Here is a 15,271-nt window from a genome sequence, read left to right on the forward strand (position 1 = left end):
GCGTAACTCTTTACACCTCATCCAAAATCGCAACATTTATCCTTTAGGCAAGCCCAGTCGTGACAAACTCCAGGCAATCACTAGGCCCACCACAGCAAAGCTAACCGTTGCGATCCACGCCCACTGCCACCCTCCCAGGGTATGCACGACCCAGGCCACTACCGGCGGCCCCACAAACTGCCCCAATGAGGAGCATTGCTGGACCCAACCCACTGAAGTCGAGGTCGTTTCGGGCGAAGGAGCAGCCGTCACTGCCAAAAAGAACAAGGTAGCGGGAATCAGTCCACCCACAATCGAAAACAGCAGGATGGCCACAAATTGAATCGTCAGGCTTTGCGTGAGCCCGAAGGCAAGGACAGCACAGACGATCATACCCAGATATCCCGCTTGCAGTAAGCGATGCGGCAAGATTCCAGCATGCAGGAAACGCCCTGCACCCAGATTCCCCACCACATTGCCTGCCGCAATAAGAGCCGTCAGCAGCCCTCCTGTACCTATCGCGATTTCCGCCTGATTGTAGATAGTCGGCATAAAGCCCACCACTGCGGCCCATTGCGCCGCATACACCCCAAAAGCCAACGCCAGCAACCAGACACGGCTAGAGCTTAACGTCGTACGCAACAAATTCGGCCAACGATGGGAAGACGCCTGCTGTGCCGCACCTTTGGTCTGGGTTTTTGAGTCCGGGGGAACAAGCAAAAAGGTCAACACCATGACGATCAGTGTCAGCATGCCCAGAACAAGCCAGAGCGTACGCCAGGAGCCCACCGCTAGCCAGGCGGCACCGGCCCATAGCATTAACACCGCACCTGCAGGCATATAACAGCCCCACAAGCCCATGATTCGGCTCAAACGCGCTGCGTCGGTAATACGTTTGATCAAGGCCGGGATGGGTAACACCACCATCAAAAAGCCACAGCCCTCTACGATGCGTCCCAACAGCACCAAGGTGCCCTGCTGAAAAAAGGAACCGAGCAATGAGGACACACTCAAAATACCCAGTCCAATCAGAATGCAACGTCGCAAACCAATTTTCTCGGAAATCAAGCCAATGCACAGGCCCAGCAGCATGCCGGCCATCTGTACGCTGGCCAGCAAAAAACCGGACTGCACCAGATCCATGCCTAGTTCGCGCTGCATAAACGGCAAGGCCGGGGGTACTTTCCACACATGCAGTGCGGCGCACACCCCGGTCAAGACAAGAAAAACAGCGATAAAAAAGGGGCTGGCCGAATTTGGCCCCTTAGGCCTTGTGACGGTGCTCAAAAGAAGTGATCAGCTTTGGCTGCCCTCTTTAGCAGAGGGATCGCTCTCTTGGGGAACTGGCGTCTGCCGCCCTTCCAGGGCTTGCAAGCGGGTCTCCAGAGCCGCCACACGTGCCAAAGCGCGCTCCAGCATCAGCTTGTAGGTATCAAACTCTTCACGGGTCACCAGATCCATCCGGTTAAAGGCCTGACCCATAAAAGCTTTCACATTGCGCTCAATATCGGCAGCCGGACTTTTGGAGATCAGCTCCGAGACGTTTTTTTGCAGATCTTCCAGCCACTCGCTACGATTAATCATGGTCCTCTCCTGAAAATATTGACACTACCAGCAGTATAGAAAAAGCGGGTGCCAAAGGCACCCGCTTTTTTCATCTGGCCAAACAATCAGCCTCGTCGTTCAAACCTTAAGGTTTGGCTTGTTCCGAAGGAACCGAGGACGGGGAGGAGTCTACGCCATTACCCAGCTTGCCTTGAATTGCGCTATCAGCCTTGGCAGCACCATCTTTAATGGCGGTACCAGCACGGCTGGCGGCGTCAGATACAGCATCTTTGGCCTCGCCTGCTTTCTCGGCGACCTTATCGCCTGCGGCCTTGGCATCTTCCTTCAGCGAGTTGGTATTTTCTTTGGCGTTTTCTTTCTGTTCCTCTGCTTCTTTTTTGACGTCGTCAGCAACCTTCGCGGCGTCCTGCTTCAGTTCTTCCGTTTTTTGCTCCAGAGATTTATTCGCTTCTGGTGCAGGTGGGGTGGCAGGTGCTGTCGTTTGAGGTGCAGCGACAGGAGCAGGTGGCGCGCTCGTAGCAGCGGTATCGTTCTCTTTGGAACACGCAGCCAAAAGAGTCATCGAAGCAGCAGCGGCCATGACAGCAAAATGAGCACGAGTCAGTTTCATAAGATTTCCTTCCTACTATTCCAAGGTCGCTAGATAGAATGGGCCGATGCCTGGTGCGACTTCCGGCTCGGCCTTGGGTCTGTTACAACTCCCCTAAAAGCCATTCTATCGGTGCGGAGCACGCAGACCAATCTATTAGTGTAAATCCTGATTTCAATTATTCTGACGATCCCGCTCACGCTTGATGACAAACCCTTTAACAACAAGCACCTAGCAGCGAGTAGCCCATCAAGTCCCAGTTACAAATGGATTCGCTCCCGGGGCTACAGCGTGGGTTTGTTACATATTCGACAGATTAAATAAGCTTACTTTCAAGCACTTAGGCAGCTAATGTCGCCAGGTCAATACGCTCGGCACGATTTAGCGCACTGGCGACCTTCACGCGTAAAGCATTGGAGTGCGACAGACGCACTTCTTTTTTGACATCCAGCAATTGCTGCGGATGCATAGAAAATTCTTTCAGACCCAGCCCGAGCAACATGCGAGTGACGGACGCGTCCCCTGCCATCTCGCCACATACTGCAACCGGTTTACCGGCACGATCCGCAGCATTGATCGTGTGAGCAATCAAACGCAAGACAGCTGGATGCATAGGGTCATACAAGCCGGCTACTTCGGCATCACCCCGATCTACAGCCAACACGTACTGAATCAAGTCATTGGTGCCGATAGACAGGAAATCCAGTTCCTGCACAAAGGGCTCGATAGCAATGGCAATGGCAGGAACTTCCACCATCGCGCCTAATAAATAATTACGCGCAAACGGCGTCCCTGATTTCTCCAGCTCGCGTGCGGCCGACTCGATAGCCTGACGGCTGGCATGCACTTCGGTCATGGAGGAAATCATGGGGATCAAAATACGGATTTGCCCATGCAGGCTGGCGCGCAACAAGGCACGCAGCTGGGTGGCAAACATTTCGGGCTTATCCAGACAATAGCGAATTGCACGTAGCCCTAAAGCTGGATTGGTGGCGACAGTTGCATCACCATCCAGCGTTTTGTCTGCCCCAATATCCAGCGTGCGTATGGTGACGACCCTACCGTCCATGGCCTTGACCACGCGGGAATAAGCCTCGTACTGCTCCTGTTCGGACGGTAAATCTGTGCGCCCCATGAACAGAAACTCACTACGGAACAAACCAATACCGTCAGCACCGGCTTTCAAGGCCAGCTCAGCTTCTTCTGGAAGCTCGATATTAGCTTCCAGGCGTACGACAATGCCGTCCAACGTGACGGCTGGAGCATCCAGCAGTTCCTCTAGCTCGGCTCGCTCGCGTCGATACGCCTCCTGACGCTCACGGTATTCGGCCAGCACCAACTCCGAAGGATTGACGATAACCGCACCCGAAAAACCATCCACAATCAGGTAATCGCCATCGCGAATCAAGCTGCGGAAACTACCCAGCCCCACTACCGCGGGAACACTCAAGCTACGGGCAACAATTGCCGTATGAGAGGTAGGCCCACCCAGGTCGGTCAGGAAACCCGCAAAATGGCCGCCCCGCAAACGCAGCATATCAGCGGGTGAAATATCGCGAGCCACGACGATCAGCGGTTCTTCTTGCGTCGCCGACAAACCAGGCAGCAAAGTGGGTTTGCCTGCCAAAACACGTAATACCCGCTCGATCACCTGGCGCACATCCGCACCACGTTCACGCAAGTATTCGTCTTCCATTTGGGAAAACTGCTCAACCAGCATCTGACCTTGCGAGGTCAGCGCCCACTCGGCGTTGTAATGACGCTCGGCAATGATGGCGCAGGTTTGCTGCGTCAGCATGGGGTCATCCAGCAGCAAGCTGTGCACCGTCAAAATTGGTGCAAGCTCTCGCGGGGCATCCACCGGCAATTGATCCACCATATTGCGCAATTCGTCACGCGCACTGGCCATAGCACTTAACAAGCGCTGGCTTTCGGAATCAACATCTTCTATGGCAATTCGATAGTGCGGCACTTCCAGTGCGGCAGCACTCATCACTACGGCTTTGGCAATGGCATAGCCCTTGCCCACCGCCTGACCTTGGGCGGTAAACATCGCAGACAGATCAGACGCCGGAGTTCGAGCAGCACTATTCATGACCAGATTCTTTCCTTACTCGTTTTCACCAAATTTTGCGTCAAACAACGCCTGGATATCTGCCAGGGCTTGATCGGCATCATCGCCCTGAGCATCAACTACCACGGTGACCCCCATTCCGGCGGCCAGCATCATGACACCCATAATACTTTTTGCATTGACGCGCTGTGAGCCACGCGCGATAAAAATCTCACTGCTATAACGGCCAGCCAACTGGGTCAGTTTAGCGGCTGCCCGTGCATGAAGACCTAATTTATTACTGATCGTGATGGAGATGCTGGGCATAGGGGCAACTGGAAAAATGAAAGTGAAAATTCAAATTAGCAATGGCAGTCGGCATGGACAATGCCACGCAAGGCGCCTGCCATGACATCCTGAGCAAAACACTCGGGATTGTCACGTCGCTCGGTCAAGGCTTTTAACACCATGCACATATTGGTGCCGGTCAATAAATAAGCGCCTTGCCCTTGATCTTGCAAGGCTTGCTGGACTCGACGGGCCACGTTGAACGGTGTGGCACCATACAGGTCACACAGTATCAGTGTGGCGGGCGAGTCGGGCTCTTGCGACTGCAATTGTCCCAACAAGCGCTCTACTGCCGTGTCCGTGCATTCGTCTGCCTGAATATCAAAGACAAACAAATCGGGCTTTTCGCCCAACACGTGCTCGGCACAGCTGGCAAAAGCACTGGCCAGAGGCTCATGCATGATCAAGGCAAGGCGAATCACGTACGTTCCGTCGCTTTTTCGACGGCCTCTGCAAAACGCTGCGCCACATCAAAGCCTGTCTGCTCGGTAATTTCTACAAAACAGGTAGGGCTGGTCACATTAATTTCGGTGACGTAATCGCCAATCACATCCAAACCGATCAGCAACAGGCCGCGCTCGGCCAATACTGGGCCCAGAGTACGGGCAATATGCCAGTCGTGTTCGGACAAGGGCTGAGCAACCCCGCGGCCACCGGCGGCCAGATTGCCACGCGTCTCGCCTGCCAAGGGAATACGGGCCAAGGCATAAGGCACGGGCTCCCCGTCAATAATCAGGATGCGCTTGTCACCCTTGACGATTTCCGGGATATAACGCTGCGCCATAATGGTTTGCGTGCCATTGTCGGTAAGCGTTTCCAAAATGGCGCCCAGATTAGGCTCAGGATCTTGCAAACGGAAAATACCCATGCCGCCCATGCCGTCAAGCGGCTTGACGATCACATCCTTGTATTCCTGGTGAAAGGCGCGCAAACGGGCCATATCACGCGTCACCAAGGTGGGTGGCGTAAATTCCGGGAATTCAGTAATAGCTAGTTTTTCAGGGTGATTGCGAATGGCAGCACCCGAATTGAAGACCTTCGCCCCTTGTTCCTGCGCAAAGCTGAGCAAGTGGGTGGAATAGGCATATTCCATATCAAAAGGCGGATCCTTGCGCATGATGACAGCGTCAAAGACATTCAATTCCTGCTCGATAGCAGGCTCGGGGTGGCTCCACCACGCAGGCGCACGCAAATCCGCATCAGCCGCGATACTGACAACCTGACTACGCGTACGTACCCGGCTGTGGGCAATGTACAAGTCGGACTGCAAGGTCACGCTGACACGATGACCACGCGCCAGAAATGCACACATCATGGCAACGGAGGAATCCTTGTAAGCCGACAGGCTGGGCAAGGGATCAATGATGAATAAAACGTGCATATCACACCTAGAGAAAAACGCCTCTGCAGACGAGCTGCAAAGGCGAGTGTGCCCGACCCGCTACTTGGGAGCAAATCGGGCGACGCATAATGCTCCTGGGCGGACCCAGGCCGTATCGTGCAAAAGGATCAGGACGCTTTCTTGCGAGGCGCCAGAACCATGACCATTTGACGGCCTTCCAGCTTGGGCATCGCTTCAACCTGGCAGATTTCAGTGACTTCGTCACGAACCCGCTCCAGCACCCGCATACCAAGCTCCTGGTGGGCCATTTCCCGACCACGGAAACGCAAGGTCACTTTGACCTTATCGCCATCGTCAATGAAACGCTTCACATTACGCAGTTTGACCTGGTAGTCGCCTTCATCCGTACCGGGACGAAATTTGACTTCCTTGATCTGAATAATTTTCTGTTTGGACTTGGCTTCTTGCTGGCGTTTTTGTTCCTGGTAACGGAACTTGCCGTAATCCATCAAGCGGCACACAGGTGGTACGGCCACTGGGGAGATTTCCACCAGATCCACATCATGCTGCTCTGCCATAGCCAAGGCGTCAGGCACGCTAACGATACCTAGCTGTTCACCCTCGACTCCAATGAGTCGCACCTCTGGAATACGAATTTCACCATTGATGCGATGTTTTTTCTCGGTTGCGATGTCGAAAACTCCTAAAAATGTCGATAAAAACGATAGCGTTCCTGTTTTACTGACGACTATCGATCTCTTGCTTCAATCGTGTAGAAAAATCGGCTAACGGCATGACGCCCAAGTCCACACCACCACGCGCACGCACGGCGACTGCGCCGTTTTCACGCTCTTTTTCACCCACGACCAGAATATAGGGCACTTTTTGCATACTGTGCTCACGGATTTTACGAGTGATTTTTTCACCACGCAAATCCGAAGAGGCACGGAAACCCATTTTCTTCAAATTTTGCGCGACCGATTGTGCATAATCGGCCGAACTTTCGGAAATGCAGCATACCACTACATGCTCTGGAGCCAACCAGGCCGGCAAGGCACCCGCATGGTTTTCAATCAGCATGCCAATAAAGCGCTCGAAGGAACCTAAAATAGCACGGTGCAGCATAACCGGCACACGGCGCTGGTCCTGGGCATCTACATACTCGGCGCCCAAACGGGCTGGCATGGAGAAATCCACCTGGATCGTACCGCACTGCCAATGGCGGCCAATGGCGTCTTTCAGCGTGTACTCAATCTTCGGACCATAGAAAGCGCCCTCGCCTTCGGAAATCTCGAATTCGCAGCCAGTACGGCGCAAGCTCTCCAGCAGGGCCTGTTCCGCCTTGTCCCACACGGCATCGTCACCAATGCGTTTTTCAGGACGAGTAGCAACCTTGTACAGAATTTCAGTAAAGCCAAAGTCGGCATACACAGCCTGCAGTTGAGCCGTAAAGGCTGCGCACTCATCTTGCAGTTGGTCTTCGGTACAGAAAATGTGGCCGTCATCCTGCGTAAAACCACGTACACGCATCATGCCGTGCAAGGCACCCGAGGGCTCATTGCGGTGGCACTGACCAAACTCGCCGTAACGAATAGGCAATTCACGGTAGGAGTGCAGGCCGGAATTAAAGATCTGCACGTGGCCGGGACAGTTCATGGGCTTCAAACCATAAACACGGTTCTCGGACTCGGTCGTGAACATGTTTTCAGCGTAGTTGTCCCAATGGCCGGTTTTCTTCCACAGGGACAGGTCCAGAATTTGCGGCGCCTTCACTTCCTGATAACCGTTGTCCTGGTAGACACGGCGAATGTATTGCTCGACCTGTTGCCAAATCACCCAGCCCTTGGGATGCCAGAAAATCAGACCTGGTGCTTCTTCCTGGAAATGGAACAGGTCCAGCTCGCGGCCCAGTTTACGGTGATCGCGGCGCTCGGCCTCTTCCAGCATGGTCAGATAGGCTTGCTGCTCTTCCTTGGTGGCCCAGGCCGTACCGTAAATACGCTGCAGCATTTCGTTATTGCTGTCGCCACGCCAGTAAGCACCCGCCACTTTCATCAGCTTGAAGACTTTCAGCTTGCCAGTCGATGGCACGTGAGGGCCACGACACAAGTCGATGAAGTCGCCTTCACGATACAAGCTGATGGGCTCGTTGGAGGGAATAGAGGCAATAATTTCCGCTTTGTAATCCTCGCCTATGCTTTTGAAAAAAGCCACGGCATCGTCACGCATCCACTCTTCGCGCGTCACGATTTCGTCTTTCTTGGCCAGTTCGGCCATTTTCTTTTCAATCGCTTCCAAATCGTCGGGCGTAAAGGCACGCTTGTACGAGAAGTCGTAATAAAAGCCGTTATCGATGACCGGGCCAATCGTGACCTGGGCATCTGGGAACAGGCTTTTAACCGCATAGGCCAACAAGTGAGCCGTGGAGTGACGAATCAGGTCCAGGCCATCAGCGTCTTTAGCCGTGACAATCGCCAGCTCGCTGTCTTGGTCGATCACAAAAGAGGTATCCACCAGACGCGACTCGGTACCTGGCGTGCCGACGCGGCCAGCCAGAGCGGCACGGCCCAGGCCAGTACCAATTGAGTTAGCCACTTCGCTGACGGAAACCGGGCCCTGAAACTCTCTTTGAGAGCCATCGGGCAATGTGATTCGGACCATAAGACTTCCTGAAATAAAAAACGCGGCCTTGAAAAGGCCGCGCTTTTGAATTGAACGTTCTTGGAAAGCAAACGAAACGCTACGCGGCCACGGCTAGTTTTGCCGACGGGTAGTTCGCGTTGATTTCATAAGATTCTGCTTCCCAAATAACACATTTGATTGGATAAGTTTATCACCTTCGCCAGCTATCGCGGCGCTGTATCGCCACAAAAACCACAATTGAAGCAGTTTTCAGTCCATTCGAGGGTACCAACTGCGATAAAACGCCCATTCTTCGGACTCGCTGCCATCTTGCATCAGACAGGTTCCGTAGGCGCCACGCACATTTTCATGCACAACGGTTTGACCACCCATGCGTTGACAGAAGGTAGAAGCCAGATTGGCTTGGGCGACAGGTTTAGTACTTTGAGTGGAGCTGGCGCACGCCGTGAGCATCAGAGAGCCTGCGCAAGCAGAAACTAAGCGGAAAAACATGATTCCCTTCTCCTTGACCTGATTTTGGCGGATGCTTCACAAACCATGTAGCGTCATGGCTTACAAGCCTGTGCCTGCTGTTAGCGCAGGCTTGGGGCAAGCCTTGACGCGCTGGTCGCGAAACAGATCGTGGAAATAGCTTACTACACTTATTTGACACTGAAAGTGCGCCGTGACAAGCGTGCAGCAAAAGCAACACGTCAGGTAAAAGATAGAAATGAAATCAGGCGTAGATGGTGAAGGTTTGTTGCAGAGAACAACAGGGCTGCGCGTAAATCAGGAACGATGCAGCCAGAAAGACAGCAAAATAAAGCCCAAAATACCGCAGCCAGCAAGCATTAATACCATAGGTACATAATCGATCAAATTCGAGGCATTAATCATGGCGTACATCCCAAAATCCCAACTCAACACTAGCTTGAGACTATGGTAACGGCCCGTCCTCAGAACATGAAGTCAACGATTGTCAAGAACCGACACAGAGGCAACACAAAGATTAGGATCAGGCTACACGGGCTTACTTCTGTGGCAAGAATCACTGCAAAAGTTCATAACACGCAACAAAAGTCGCCCGAATAAGGCCCACGCCCTAGTCTCCATTAACCCAGCATCGTGAATAAGGCGTAAACCACGGGCACGGTCAAGGGCGTAATCATCAATAAAGCCGTGTCTCGCTTCCAGCTTTTAGGTCGGGTATACAAAAGCGTGACGCCCAGTAACACCGTCACCAGCAGATATAAACCCACAATAATGATGATGGCCGCCATCGCCTTTCCTCCACACAGTTTTTCGTATTTATAACGCCAGGACTTCGTCTGCACCCTGCCCAAATAAGGGTGGAAAGGCATTTGCCGCCCATTGTCCCAATCGCGCTGCCGCCGCCTGACTGGCAAACTGCAAAGCGTGGGAGGGCTCCAGACCTCGTTTCCAGGCCAGCGCAAAACTGGACAGAAACGCATCGCCTGCTCCTACGGTTGAACACACGGCAACCTGACAGGCCGGTTCAAAATAATGCTGATCATTCATCGCTAACACCGCGCCCTGCACCCCTAAGGTAATGATGAGAGCTTGTTGAAAATGGTGCTGCAAACGAGTCGCCAAGACGCTAGCCTGCTCCACAGATAAATCCAGCTGAATATCTGCATCCTGCACGCCAGCCAGCATTTGCGCCTCCACAGCATTCAAGCCCAACACATCCGCTTGCGCATAAACCTGCTTGAACCCCTGCCCTTGCTGCCTCAGGCAAGCCACACTAGGATTTACAGCCAGACAGGTCGACCCTTTTTCTCTTTGAGCCAGCGCTTGCGCCAGACTTTCCATAGGCTGTAGCGCCAAGGGGGCAACATAAATCAAGTCAGCCTGTAAATCCTGCGCTTGGATACGTAAGCAGGCATTGGCACCACGCCGTGCCAGCACAGAGGCACTGCCTGAAGGCTCTACCAAGACAATGGCCTTGCCAGTGGGTTGATCAGGACAAATCTGCACACTGCTGACATCAATCCCCAGCTGCTCAATATGCGCGCACAAGCGTTCGCCCAGGCCATCACGACCCAGTGCGCCCAATAGTCGTACAGATTCGCCTTGTGTCATAAAACCAGCCGTCGCATTCAAAGCGCCACCGCCAGGGTACAGGTCTATGGACCCGACCTCTTGCTTATCCCCACGCGCCAAATCTGCAGGCATATCGGAGACCACAATATCAACGGTAATACTGCCAATCGCTACAACCTGCACCATGCACCTCGTCCATGAAAAAGAGAGCGTGAACCTGTGTGAGGCAGTATACCCATGAGCGAAACAAGATAGTTTATGACGCAAATTTAGGCTTGGCAGACCCACAAAAGACCGGGCAAGTTAGTCCTGTCTTCAACCAGCTTTCAGGTTAAAAGGACATTGGTAATCGTTGATGCAACAGAGATTATAAAAATCTAGCCCAAGACAAAAAGACGTGCTAAATTACTGTTTATCCATACAGCAAAAAGAAGCATCATGTCCTATACCATCACCTTGCACGACGCTCCTTCCGATATCACAGAACGCGGCCGCCGCGAGGCAGAAGAGCGCTTTCGCCGCAGCTTAGAGAAAGTCATGCAAGGCCCCGAAGCCGTGGTCCAGGCCTATCGTGCCTGGCAGTTGGCCGAGGAGACCGCAGAGACCGAATTGTCTGGGGAAGACATCGCCTTGGCCAAAAAATGGATCGTCGCTGCCACCCGTGCCATGAGTGATGGTTTTCGCGATTTAGGCGAGTCCGAAGCGTATTTTGAAGTCCGCATTGAGCGTTGATTAATCTCGGCCGCTAAGAGCAAAAAAAGAAAAGCCAGCGAATCGCTGGCTTTTTCATCAAGCATCAAGACTATGCCGGAGGATGATCGCGGCGCATCAATTCCCATTCTTCGATCACGCTGCCGTCGGGTAAGGTACACATGCCCACTTGTCCTGCTGGGGTGTTCACAATCTCCAGGCGCCCGCCTTTTTCTATGCAATACGCCGAAGCCGGATTGGCGAGGCCGATAGGCGGCTGTGTCGCGGCTTGGTTTGCACAAGCGGATAAGAGACCGACAAGCCCCAGGATTCCCCATTTTTTCATCTTGCTCTCCGAATAAGGTCTGTGTTGCAGTGTACTGTGCGCTGACTACTTTGCGAGGGGAGTCCTTCGGCCAGACAAAGGATTGGAAATGGTCTCCCACTGCTTGCAGTTGACCGAACGATGTTCGCCATCCGGGATAAATTCACAATCCATACCGACCTTGGCAATACCATCTACAAAGGGAAAGGCAAAATCGTAACGGGCTGGAATCTGGATATTCAAAGCCTGATCATGAAATCCCATCTTTCCCTTGGACACAAAACGAGCCAGACCTTCCTCGAAATAGTCGGGGCCATTGTCGTAGATAAAGGGACGCAGGATGGGCTTACCCTCATCATTCACATAAACCCAACCTTGGGCATCTTGTATCAAGCCTTGCCCATGAGCCATGGGGCTTAGTGCGAAACCTGCAGCAAGCCATAAGGCCGATACGCCGCAAGCCCAACGCCCCGCCTTGGATAAGGCAGAGGGACATTTGCTATCTTCAACGGGGGACGAGTCACGCACACATACCACCTTCAAAGTCACCTTCACTGCTGCGGCTGAAATGACTGCGTTACAGCTTACGTGCTTCAAACGAAATAATCCCATCGGTATCTTGAGGCGGCTTGCCATACTGATAGCCACCCGATATGACAATCTCGCCGAAACCCAGTTGCTCCAGGGCCATGCGCAGCTCTTCTACGCCCCACCAGCGCAGCGAGAATTGTTCCAGCTGTGTCTCCAGCAAGACGCCCTGCTCCCACAACTCGTAGCGATGCATTTCGCGAGTCACTTGAGCACAATAGTCCTTTTCCAAAGCCGAGGCGTTTAGGGTAATCAAACCATGAGGCGGGGCTGACCAGGTTCGTAAACCAGGCCGCACATTCAAAATCGCCGCGACAGGATCCAGATCCAGCAACAAACGTCCACCTGTTTTCAAGCTGGCATGAAAACGACGTAGGGCCGCGATACCTTGCTCAAAAGAGTCCAGCAACTGGAAAGAGCCAGCGGGCACCACAATGACTTCTAAAGGACGCTCGGCCTTGAAATCACCAAAACCAGCAAGCTCAAGCCGCGTCTTTAAAGAACGTAAGCCCAATTCGCGCTGGCAGTAATCCAGCATCTCTTGGGACAGGTCAAAACCACTGACATCCAACCCCGCTTGCAGCAAGGGAATCAGGATGCGGCCGGTACCAACAGCAGGTTCCAGAATAGGCCCGCTTATGCCTTGCAAACGCGCCAGGTAATACTCGACATCGCCAAAGGAGCGCCCTATTGGTTTATCCAAGTGATACACCAAAGAAGCCAGCTTGCCGTAACGATTGTTCATCATTGCTCTATACCCTGCTATTTGTCTTATTCAACAGCCTGAACACGCATTTCAGCGCCGTCTACTGCCAGGACCACGACTGCAACACCCTGCTCCAGATCCTGAGTCGCCGTGGCGCTGTAATAACTGTCGTTAAGCCGAATACGCCCACGGCCATTCACAAAGTTGTCGCTGACCAGCGCCCGAGCACCGACATAGCCACTTAAGCCGGTATTGAGCACATCAGGCTGACTGGCCCGGCTGCGTCGCTGCCAACGCACCCCAACCACCACCCAACCAAGCATGGCGATGGCCAGAATCAGCCATTGCAGCCAGGACGGTGCATCAGGCCAGGCGGCGGTGAACAAGCCTACCGTCAGCGCCCCCAGGCCCAGCCAAAGCAAATAGACACCGGAGACGACGACTTCGGTGGCGATCAAAACCACACCGGCCACCAGCCAATACCAAAAGGAATCGAAAATGAACGCCAAGATCAGCACCTCCTGCTATCCGCTTACGCTTAACCCAACTTGCTGCCAGAGGACTTCAGCAATTCGGTCACGCCGGCTACGGCACCAGTAATACCGCTGGCTTCCAAGGGCATCAGCACCAGCTTGCTGTTCGGACCATTGCCCACATCACGCAAGGCTTCTACATACTTCAAGCCAACAAAGTATTGCAAGGCTTGGACGTCACCACTTTTGATGGCTTCAGACACTTCGCGGGTGGCACGAGCTTCCGCTTCGGCTTCACGCTCACGGGCCTCGGCACGCAAAATGGCGGACTGCTTTTCACCTTCAGCGCGCAAAACGGCTGCCTGCTTCTCGCCTTCGGCTTGCAGTACTTCCGCTTCTTTCTGGCCGCTGGCTTTAGTCACAACAGCACGTCGGTGACGCTCGGCAGTCATTTGCAGATTCATGGCTTCCTGCAACTCAGGGGCCATATTCAAATCGCGAATTTCTACGCGTGTCACCTTCACTCCCCAAGGGGTCGTGGCTGCATCCACAGCGGCCAGCAGGCGATCATTAATCATTTCGCGGTTGGACAACATATGGTCCAGCTCCATCGAACCCAGAACCGAACGCAGATTGGTAGTGGTCAGGTTAACGATTGCCTTTTCCAGATGATCAATCTCGTACGCTGCCTGGGCCGCATTATCGATGCGATAAAACACCACACCGTCTGCCGTTACCGCCACGTTGTCGCGGGAAATAACGTTTTGCGAAGGAACATCCAGAACAGATTCCATCATTTTGAGCTTTCTACCCACGCGGTCCATAAACGGCACCAACAAAGACAAGCCCGGCGTCAGCGTGCGGGTGTAGCGACCAAAACGCTCCACGGTCCATTGCTGGCCCTGCGGCACCACTTTGACCCCAGCCATCACCACCACTACGGCCAAAAACGCCACCATCACTACAAAAGTAAAGGAGCCACTCATGTCGTTACCCTCTCCAAGAACACAGCTGAAAGTGCGATTTTAGCCCAGCCTCGATGACAGATCCGCTAAAGATGAGCTTTGGCCGCCCTATAACCCGTCTAAACACAGCCAGCGCCGCTGAGTCAGGAAAGTGAGCTAGGGAGTGCTGCGAAGCAGATCCAGGCAGGCCCATAAGAAACATCAACCCCGGATGCCTACTCAAGGCTAAAAGACAGCTTAAAGCGCTTTAACCCAGCATCACCACGTCAATTCAGAATGTCATACAGACGAAAGATCCATTGCCCTTTATAAACCAGCGTCAAAAAGACAAAGGCCGCCTGATAGCGCTTGCTGGGCACAATCATGGCGATGATCCCCAGAACAATTAACACGAACTGCTGTAAGGGGTATTCAATGCCCAGGCTCAAGAAATACGGTTTGCCCTTGATGGCCGTGTCGATCAAATCCATGATCTGAATCAGCACAAAAAAACCGTATAAGGATCGCCGCCGGGTCTGAAAATAATCCTCAAAACCCCGATATTCCTCCATATTGGACGGAAACAGCAAAGACGCCATGATGGCAAAAACACAGGTAAAGAGGATCAGAAAAAAATACAGCTGAAACGACCAGACCTGCACCTTGACCAGACTGAACTCGTACCACCAGAAATGAATAATCGTCAGAAATAGGTACAGAACCCATCCCAGGTGGATGGGATAGATACGCTTGGCTTTGGGATGTTGGATGAACTCAGATACGCCCACAATCAGCCGTGAAATGCTGATACCCAGCACCATACCGATAATGATGCGCACGTGGACAAAATGCTCTGGATGGATCAACTCTGGTGGCACGGGTTGTCCTTGCAAAGGGGCTAATCCTGGCACACCTTAACAGAGTCATTCCAAGGCTCCAAGCGCGTAGTTTCCCGCTAGGAGCTCATGCTTTCAGCGCTCTG

At 53.2% G+C, this 15,271-nt stretch carries 19 protein-coding genes; 1 reads left to right on the plus strand and 18 read right to left on the minus strand.

The annotated features are described in order from the left end of the window. Positions 1–36 precede the first annotated feature (36 nt). The 12 genes from IE156_RS17640 to IE156_RS17695 all read right to left on the minus strand — a co-directional run bounded on the left by IE156_RS17640 (position 37) and on the right by IE156_RS17695 (position 10,749). Positions 37–1,188: an MFS transporter gene (locus IE156_RS17640; RefSeq protein ID WP_268248126.1), complete on the minus strand. Its 1,152-nt coding sequence runs from the start codon at positions 1,186–1,188 to the stop codon at positions 37–39. A gap of 87 nt (positions 1,189–1,275) precedes the next feature. After that, a complete protein-coding gene (locus IE156_RS17645; protein WP_189393971.1) occupies positions 1,276–1,563 on the minus strand; it encodes an accessory factor UbiK family protein in 288 nt (95 codons plus the stop codon). A 106-nt stretch (positions 1,564–1,669) separates the two neighbouring features. Beyond that, positions 1,670–2,155 (minus strand): hypothetical protein, encoded by a 486-nt coding sequence (locus IE156_RS17650; protein ID WP_189393972.1) that lies wholly within the window; start codon positions 2,153–2,155, stop codon positions 1,670–1,672. A 319-nt stretch (positions 2,156–2,474) separates the two neighbouring features. Then, positions 2,475–4,163 carry a phosphoenolpyruvate--protein phosphotransferase gene (gene ptsP / locus IE156_RS17655; protein WP_189394022.1) on the minus strand — a complete coding sequence of 563 codons (1,689 nt, stop codon included), beginning with the start codon at positions 4,161–4,163 and terminating at the stop codon, positions 2,475–2,477. 81 nt (positions 4,164–4,244) lie between these two features. Then, entirely contained in the window at positions 4,245–4,514 is a 270-nt protein-coding gene (locus tag IE156_RS17660) for an HPr family phosphocarrier protein (RefSeq protein ID WP_189393973.1), read from the minus strand. 35 nt (positions 4,515–4,549) lie between these two features. Next, complete coding sequence (locus tag IE156_RS17665) at positions 4,550–4,957, minus strand: PTS sugar transporter subunit IIA (protein ID WP_189393974.1); 408 nt, start codon at positions 4,955–4,957, stop codon at positions 4,550–4,552. Further along, a complete protein-coding gene (gshB, locus tag IE156_RS17670) occupies positions 4,954–5,916 on the minus strand; it encodes a glutathione synthase (protein WP_189393975.1) in 963 nt (320 codons plus the stop codon). Before gshB ends, IE156_RS17665 begins: the two co-directional genes overlap by 4 nt. 128 nt (positions 5,917–6,044) lie before the next feature. Then, complete coding sequence (gene infC, locus IE156_RS17675; RefSeq protein ID WP_189394023.1) at positions 6,045–6,569, minus strand: translation initiation factor IF-3; 525 nt, start codon at positions 6,567–6,569, stop codon at positions 6,045–6,047. 46 nt (positions 6,570–6,615) lie between these two features. Then, a complete protein-coding gene (gene thrS, locus IE156_RS17680) occupies positions 6,616–8,538 on the minus strand; it encodes a threonine--tRNA ligase (protein WP_189393976.1) in 1,923 nt (640 codons plus the stop codon). A 231-nt stretch (positions 8,539–8,769) separates the two neighbouring features. Then, complete coding sequence (locus IE156_RS17685; protein WP_189393977.1) at positions 8,770–9,012, minus strand: putative hemolysin; 243 nt, start codon at positions 9,010–9,012, stop codon at positions 8,770–8,772. A gap of 599 nt (positions 9,013–9,611) precedes the next feature. Then, a complete protein-coding gene (locus IE156_RS17690; protein WP_189393978.1) occupies positions 9,612–9,779 on the minus strand; it encodes a hypothetical protein in 168 nt (55 codons plus the stop codon). 28 nt (positions 9,780–9,807) lie between these two features. Then, positions 9,808–10,749: a carbohydrate kinase family protein gene (locus IE156_RS17695; RefSeq protein WP_189393979.1), complete on the minus strand. Its 942-nt coding sequence runs from the start codon at positions 10,747–10,749 to the stop codon at positions 9,808–9,810. Positions 10,750–11,001: 252 nt separating this feature from the next. Here IE156_RS17695 and IE156_RS17700 point away from each other — a divergent pair, with 252 nt between their 5' ends. Then, positions 11,002–11,295 carry a hypothetical protein gene (locus IE156_RS17700; protein ID WP_189393980.1) on the plus strand — a complete coding sequence of 98 codons (294 nt, stop codon included), beginning with the start codon at positions 11,002–11,004 and terminating at the stop codon, positions 11,293–11,295. Positions 11,296–11,365: 70 nt separating this feature from the next. Here IE156_RS17700 and IE156_RS17705 read toward each other — a convergent pair whose 3' ends face one another. The 6 genes from IE156_RS17705 to IE156_RS17730 all read right to left on the minus strand — a co-directional run bounded on the left by IE156_RS17705 (position 11,366) and on the right by IE156_RS17730 (position 15,182). Continuing rightward, entirely contained in the window at positions 11,366–11,599 is a 234-nt protein-coding gene (locus IE156_RS17705; RefSeq protein WP_189393981.1) for a putative hemolysin, read from the minus strand. 45 nt (positions 11,600–11,644) lie between these two features. Further along, positions 11,645–12,106, minus strand: a complete 462-nt coding sequence (locus tag IE156_RS17710; RefSeq protein WP_229841483.1) for a WG repeat-containing protein — start codon at positions 12,104–12,106, stop codon at positions 11,645–11,647. Between the two features lie 49 nt (positions 12,107–12,155). Beyond that, positions 12,156–12,914, minus strand: a complete 759-nt coding sequence (locus tag IE156_RS17715) for a class I SAM-dependent methyltransferase (RefSeq protein WP_229841485.1) — start codon at positions 12,912–12,914, stop codon at positions 12,156–12,158. Between the two features lie 23 nt (positions 12,915–12,937). After that, complete coding sequence (locus IE156_RS17720) at positions 12,938–13,390, minus strand: NfeD family protein (RefSeq protein ID WP_189393982.1); 453 nt, start codon at positions 13,388–13,390, stop codon at positions 12,938–12,940. 20 nt (positions 13,391–13,410) lie between these two features. Next, complete coding sequence (locus IE156_RS17725) at positions 13,411–14,331, minus strand: SPFH domain-containing protein (RefSeq protein ID WP_189393983.1); 921 nt, start codon at positions 14,329–14,331, stop codon at positions 13,411–13,413. A 245-nt stretch (positions 14,332–14,576) separates the two neighbouring features. Continuing rightward, positions 14,577–15,182 (minus strand): hypothetical protein, encoded by a 606-nt coding sequence (locus tag IE156_RS17730; RefSeq protein ID WP_189393984.1) that lies wholly within the window; start codon positions 15,180–15,182, stop codon positions 14,577–14,579. Positions 15,183–15,271: the final 89 nt, after the last annotated feature.

It is taken from the genome of Alcaligenes pakistanensis (assembly GCF_014652815.1).
In the GTDB taxonomy this organism is placed as follows: domain Bacteria; phylum Pseudomonadota; class Gammaproteobacteria; order Burkholderiales; family Burkholderiaceae_B; genus Alcaligenes; species Alcaligenes pakistanensis.

Bases quoted from the DNA above. Each gene is read 5' to 3' on its own strand.
- IE156_RS17645 (WP_189393971.1), bottom strand. From the start codon at position 1,563: ATGATTAATCGTAGCGAGTGGCTGGAAGATCTGCAAAAAAACGTCTCG.
- IE156_RS17650 (WP_189393972.1), bottom strand. From the start codon at position 2,155: ATGAAACTGACTCGTGCTCATTTTGCTGTCATGGCCGCTGCTGCTTCG.
- IE156_RS17660 (WP_189393973.1), bottom strand. From the start codon at position 4,514: ATGCCCAGCATCTCCATCACGATCAGTAATAAATTAGGTCTTCATGCA.
- gshB (WP_189393975.1), bottom strand. From the start codon at position 5,916: ATGCACGTTTTATTCATCATTGATCCCTTGCCCAGCCTGTCGGCTTAC.
- thrS (WP_189393976.1), bottom strand. From the start codon at position 8,538: ATGGTCCGAATCACATTGCCCGATGGCTCTCAAAGAGAGTTTCAGGGC.
- IE156_RS17685 (WP_189393977.1), bottom strand. From the start codon at position 9,012: ATGTTTTTCCGCTTAGTTTCTGCTTGCGCAGGCTCTCTGATGCTCACG.
- IE156_RS17690 (WP_189393978.1), bottom strand. From the start codon at position 9,779: ATGGCGGCCATCATCATTATTGTGGGTTTATATCTGCTGGTGACGGTG.
- IE156_RS17695 (WP_189393979.1), bottom strand. From the start codon at position 10,749: ATGGTGCAGGTTGTAGCGATTGGCAGTATTACCGTTGATATTGTGGTC.
- IE156_RS17700 (WP_189393980.1), top strand. From the start codon at position 11,002: ATGTCCTATACCATCACCTTGCACGACGCTCCTTCCGATATCACAGAA.
- IE156_RS17705 (WP_189393981.1), bottom strand. From the start codon at position 11,599: ATGAAAAAATGGGGAATCCTGGGGCTTGTCGGTCTCTTATCCGCTTGT.
- IE156_RS17715 (WP_229841485.1), bottom strand. From the start codon at position 12,914: ATGATGAACAATCGTTACGGCAAGCTGGCTTCTTTGGTGTATCACTTG.
- IE156_RS17725 (WP_189393983.1), bottom strand. From the start codon at position 14,331: ATGAGTGGCTCCTTTACTTTTGTAGTGATGGTGGCGTTTTTGGCCGTA.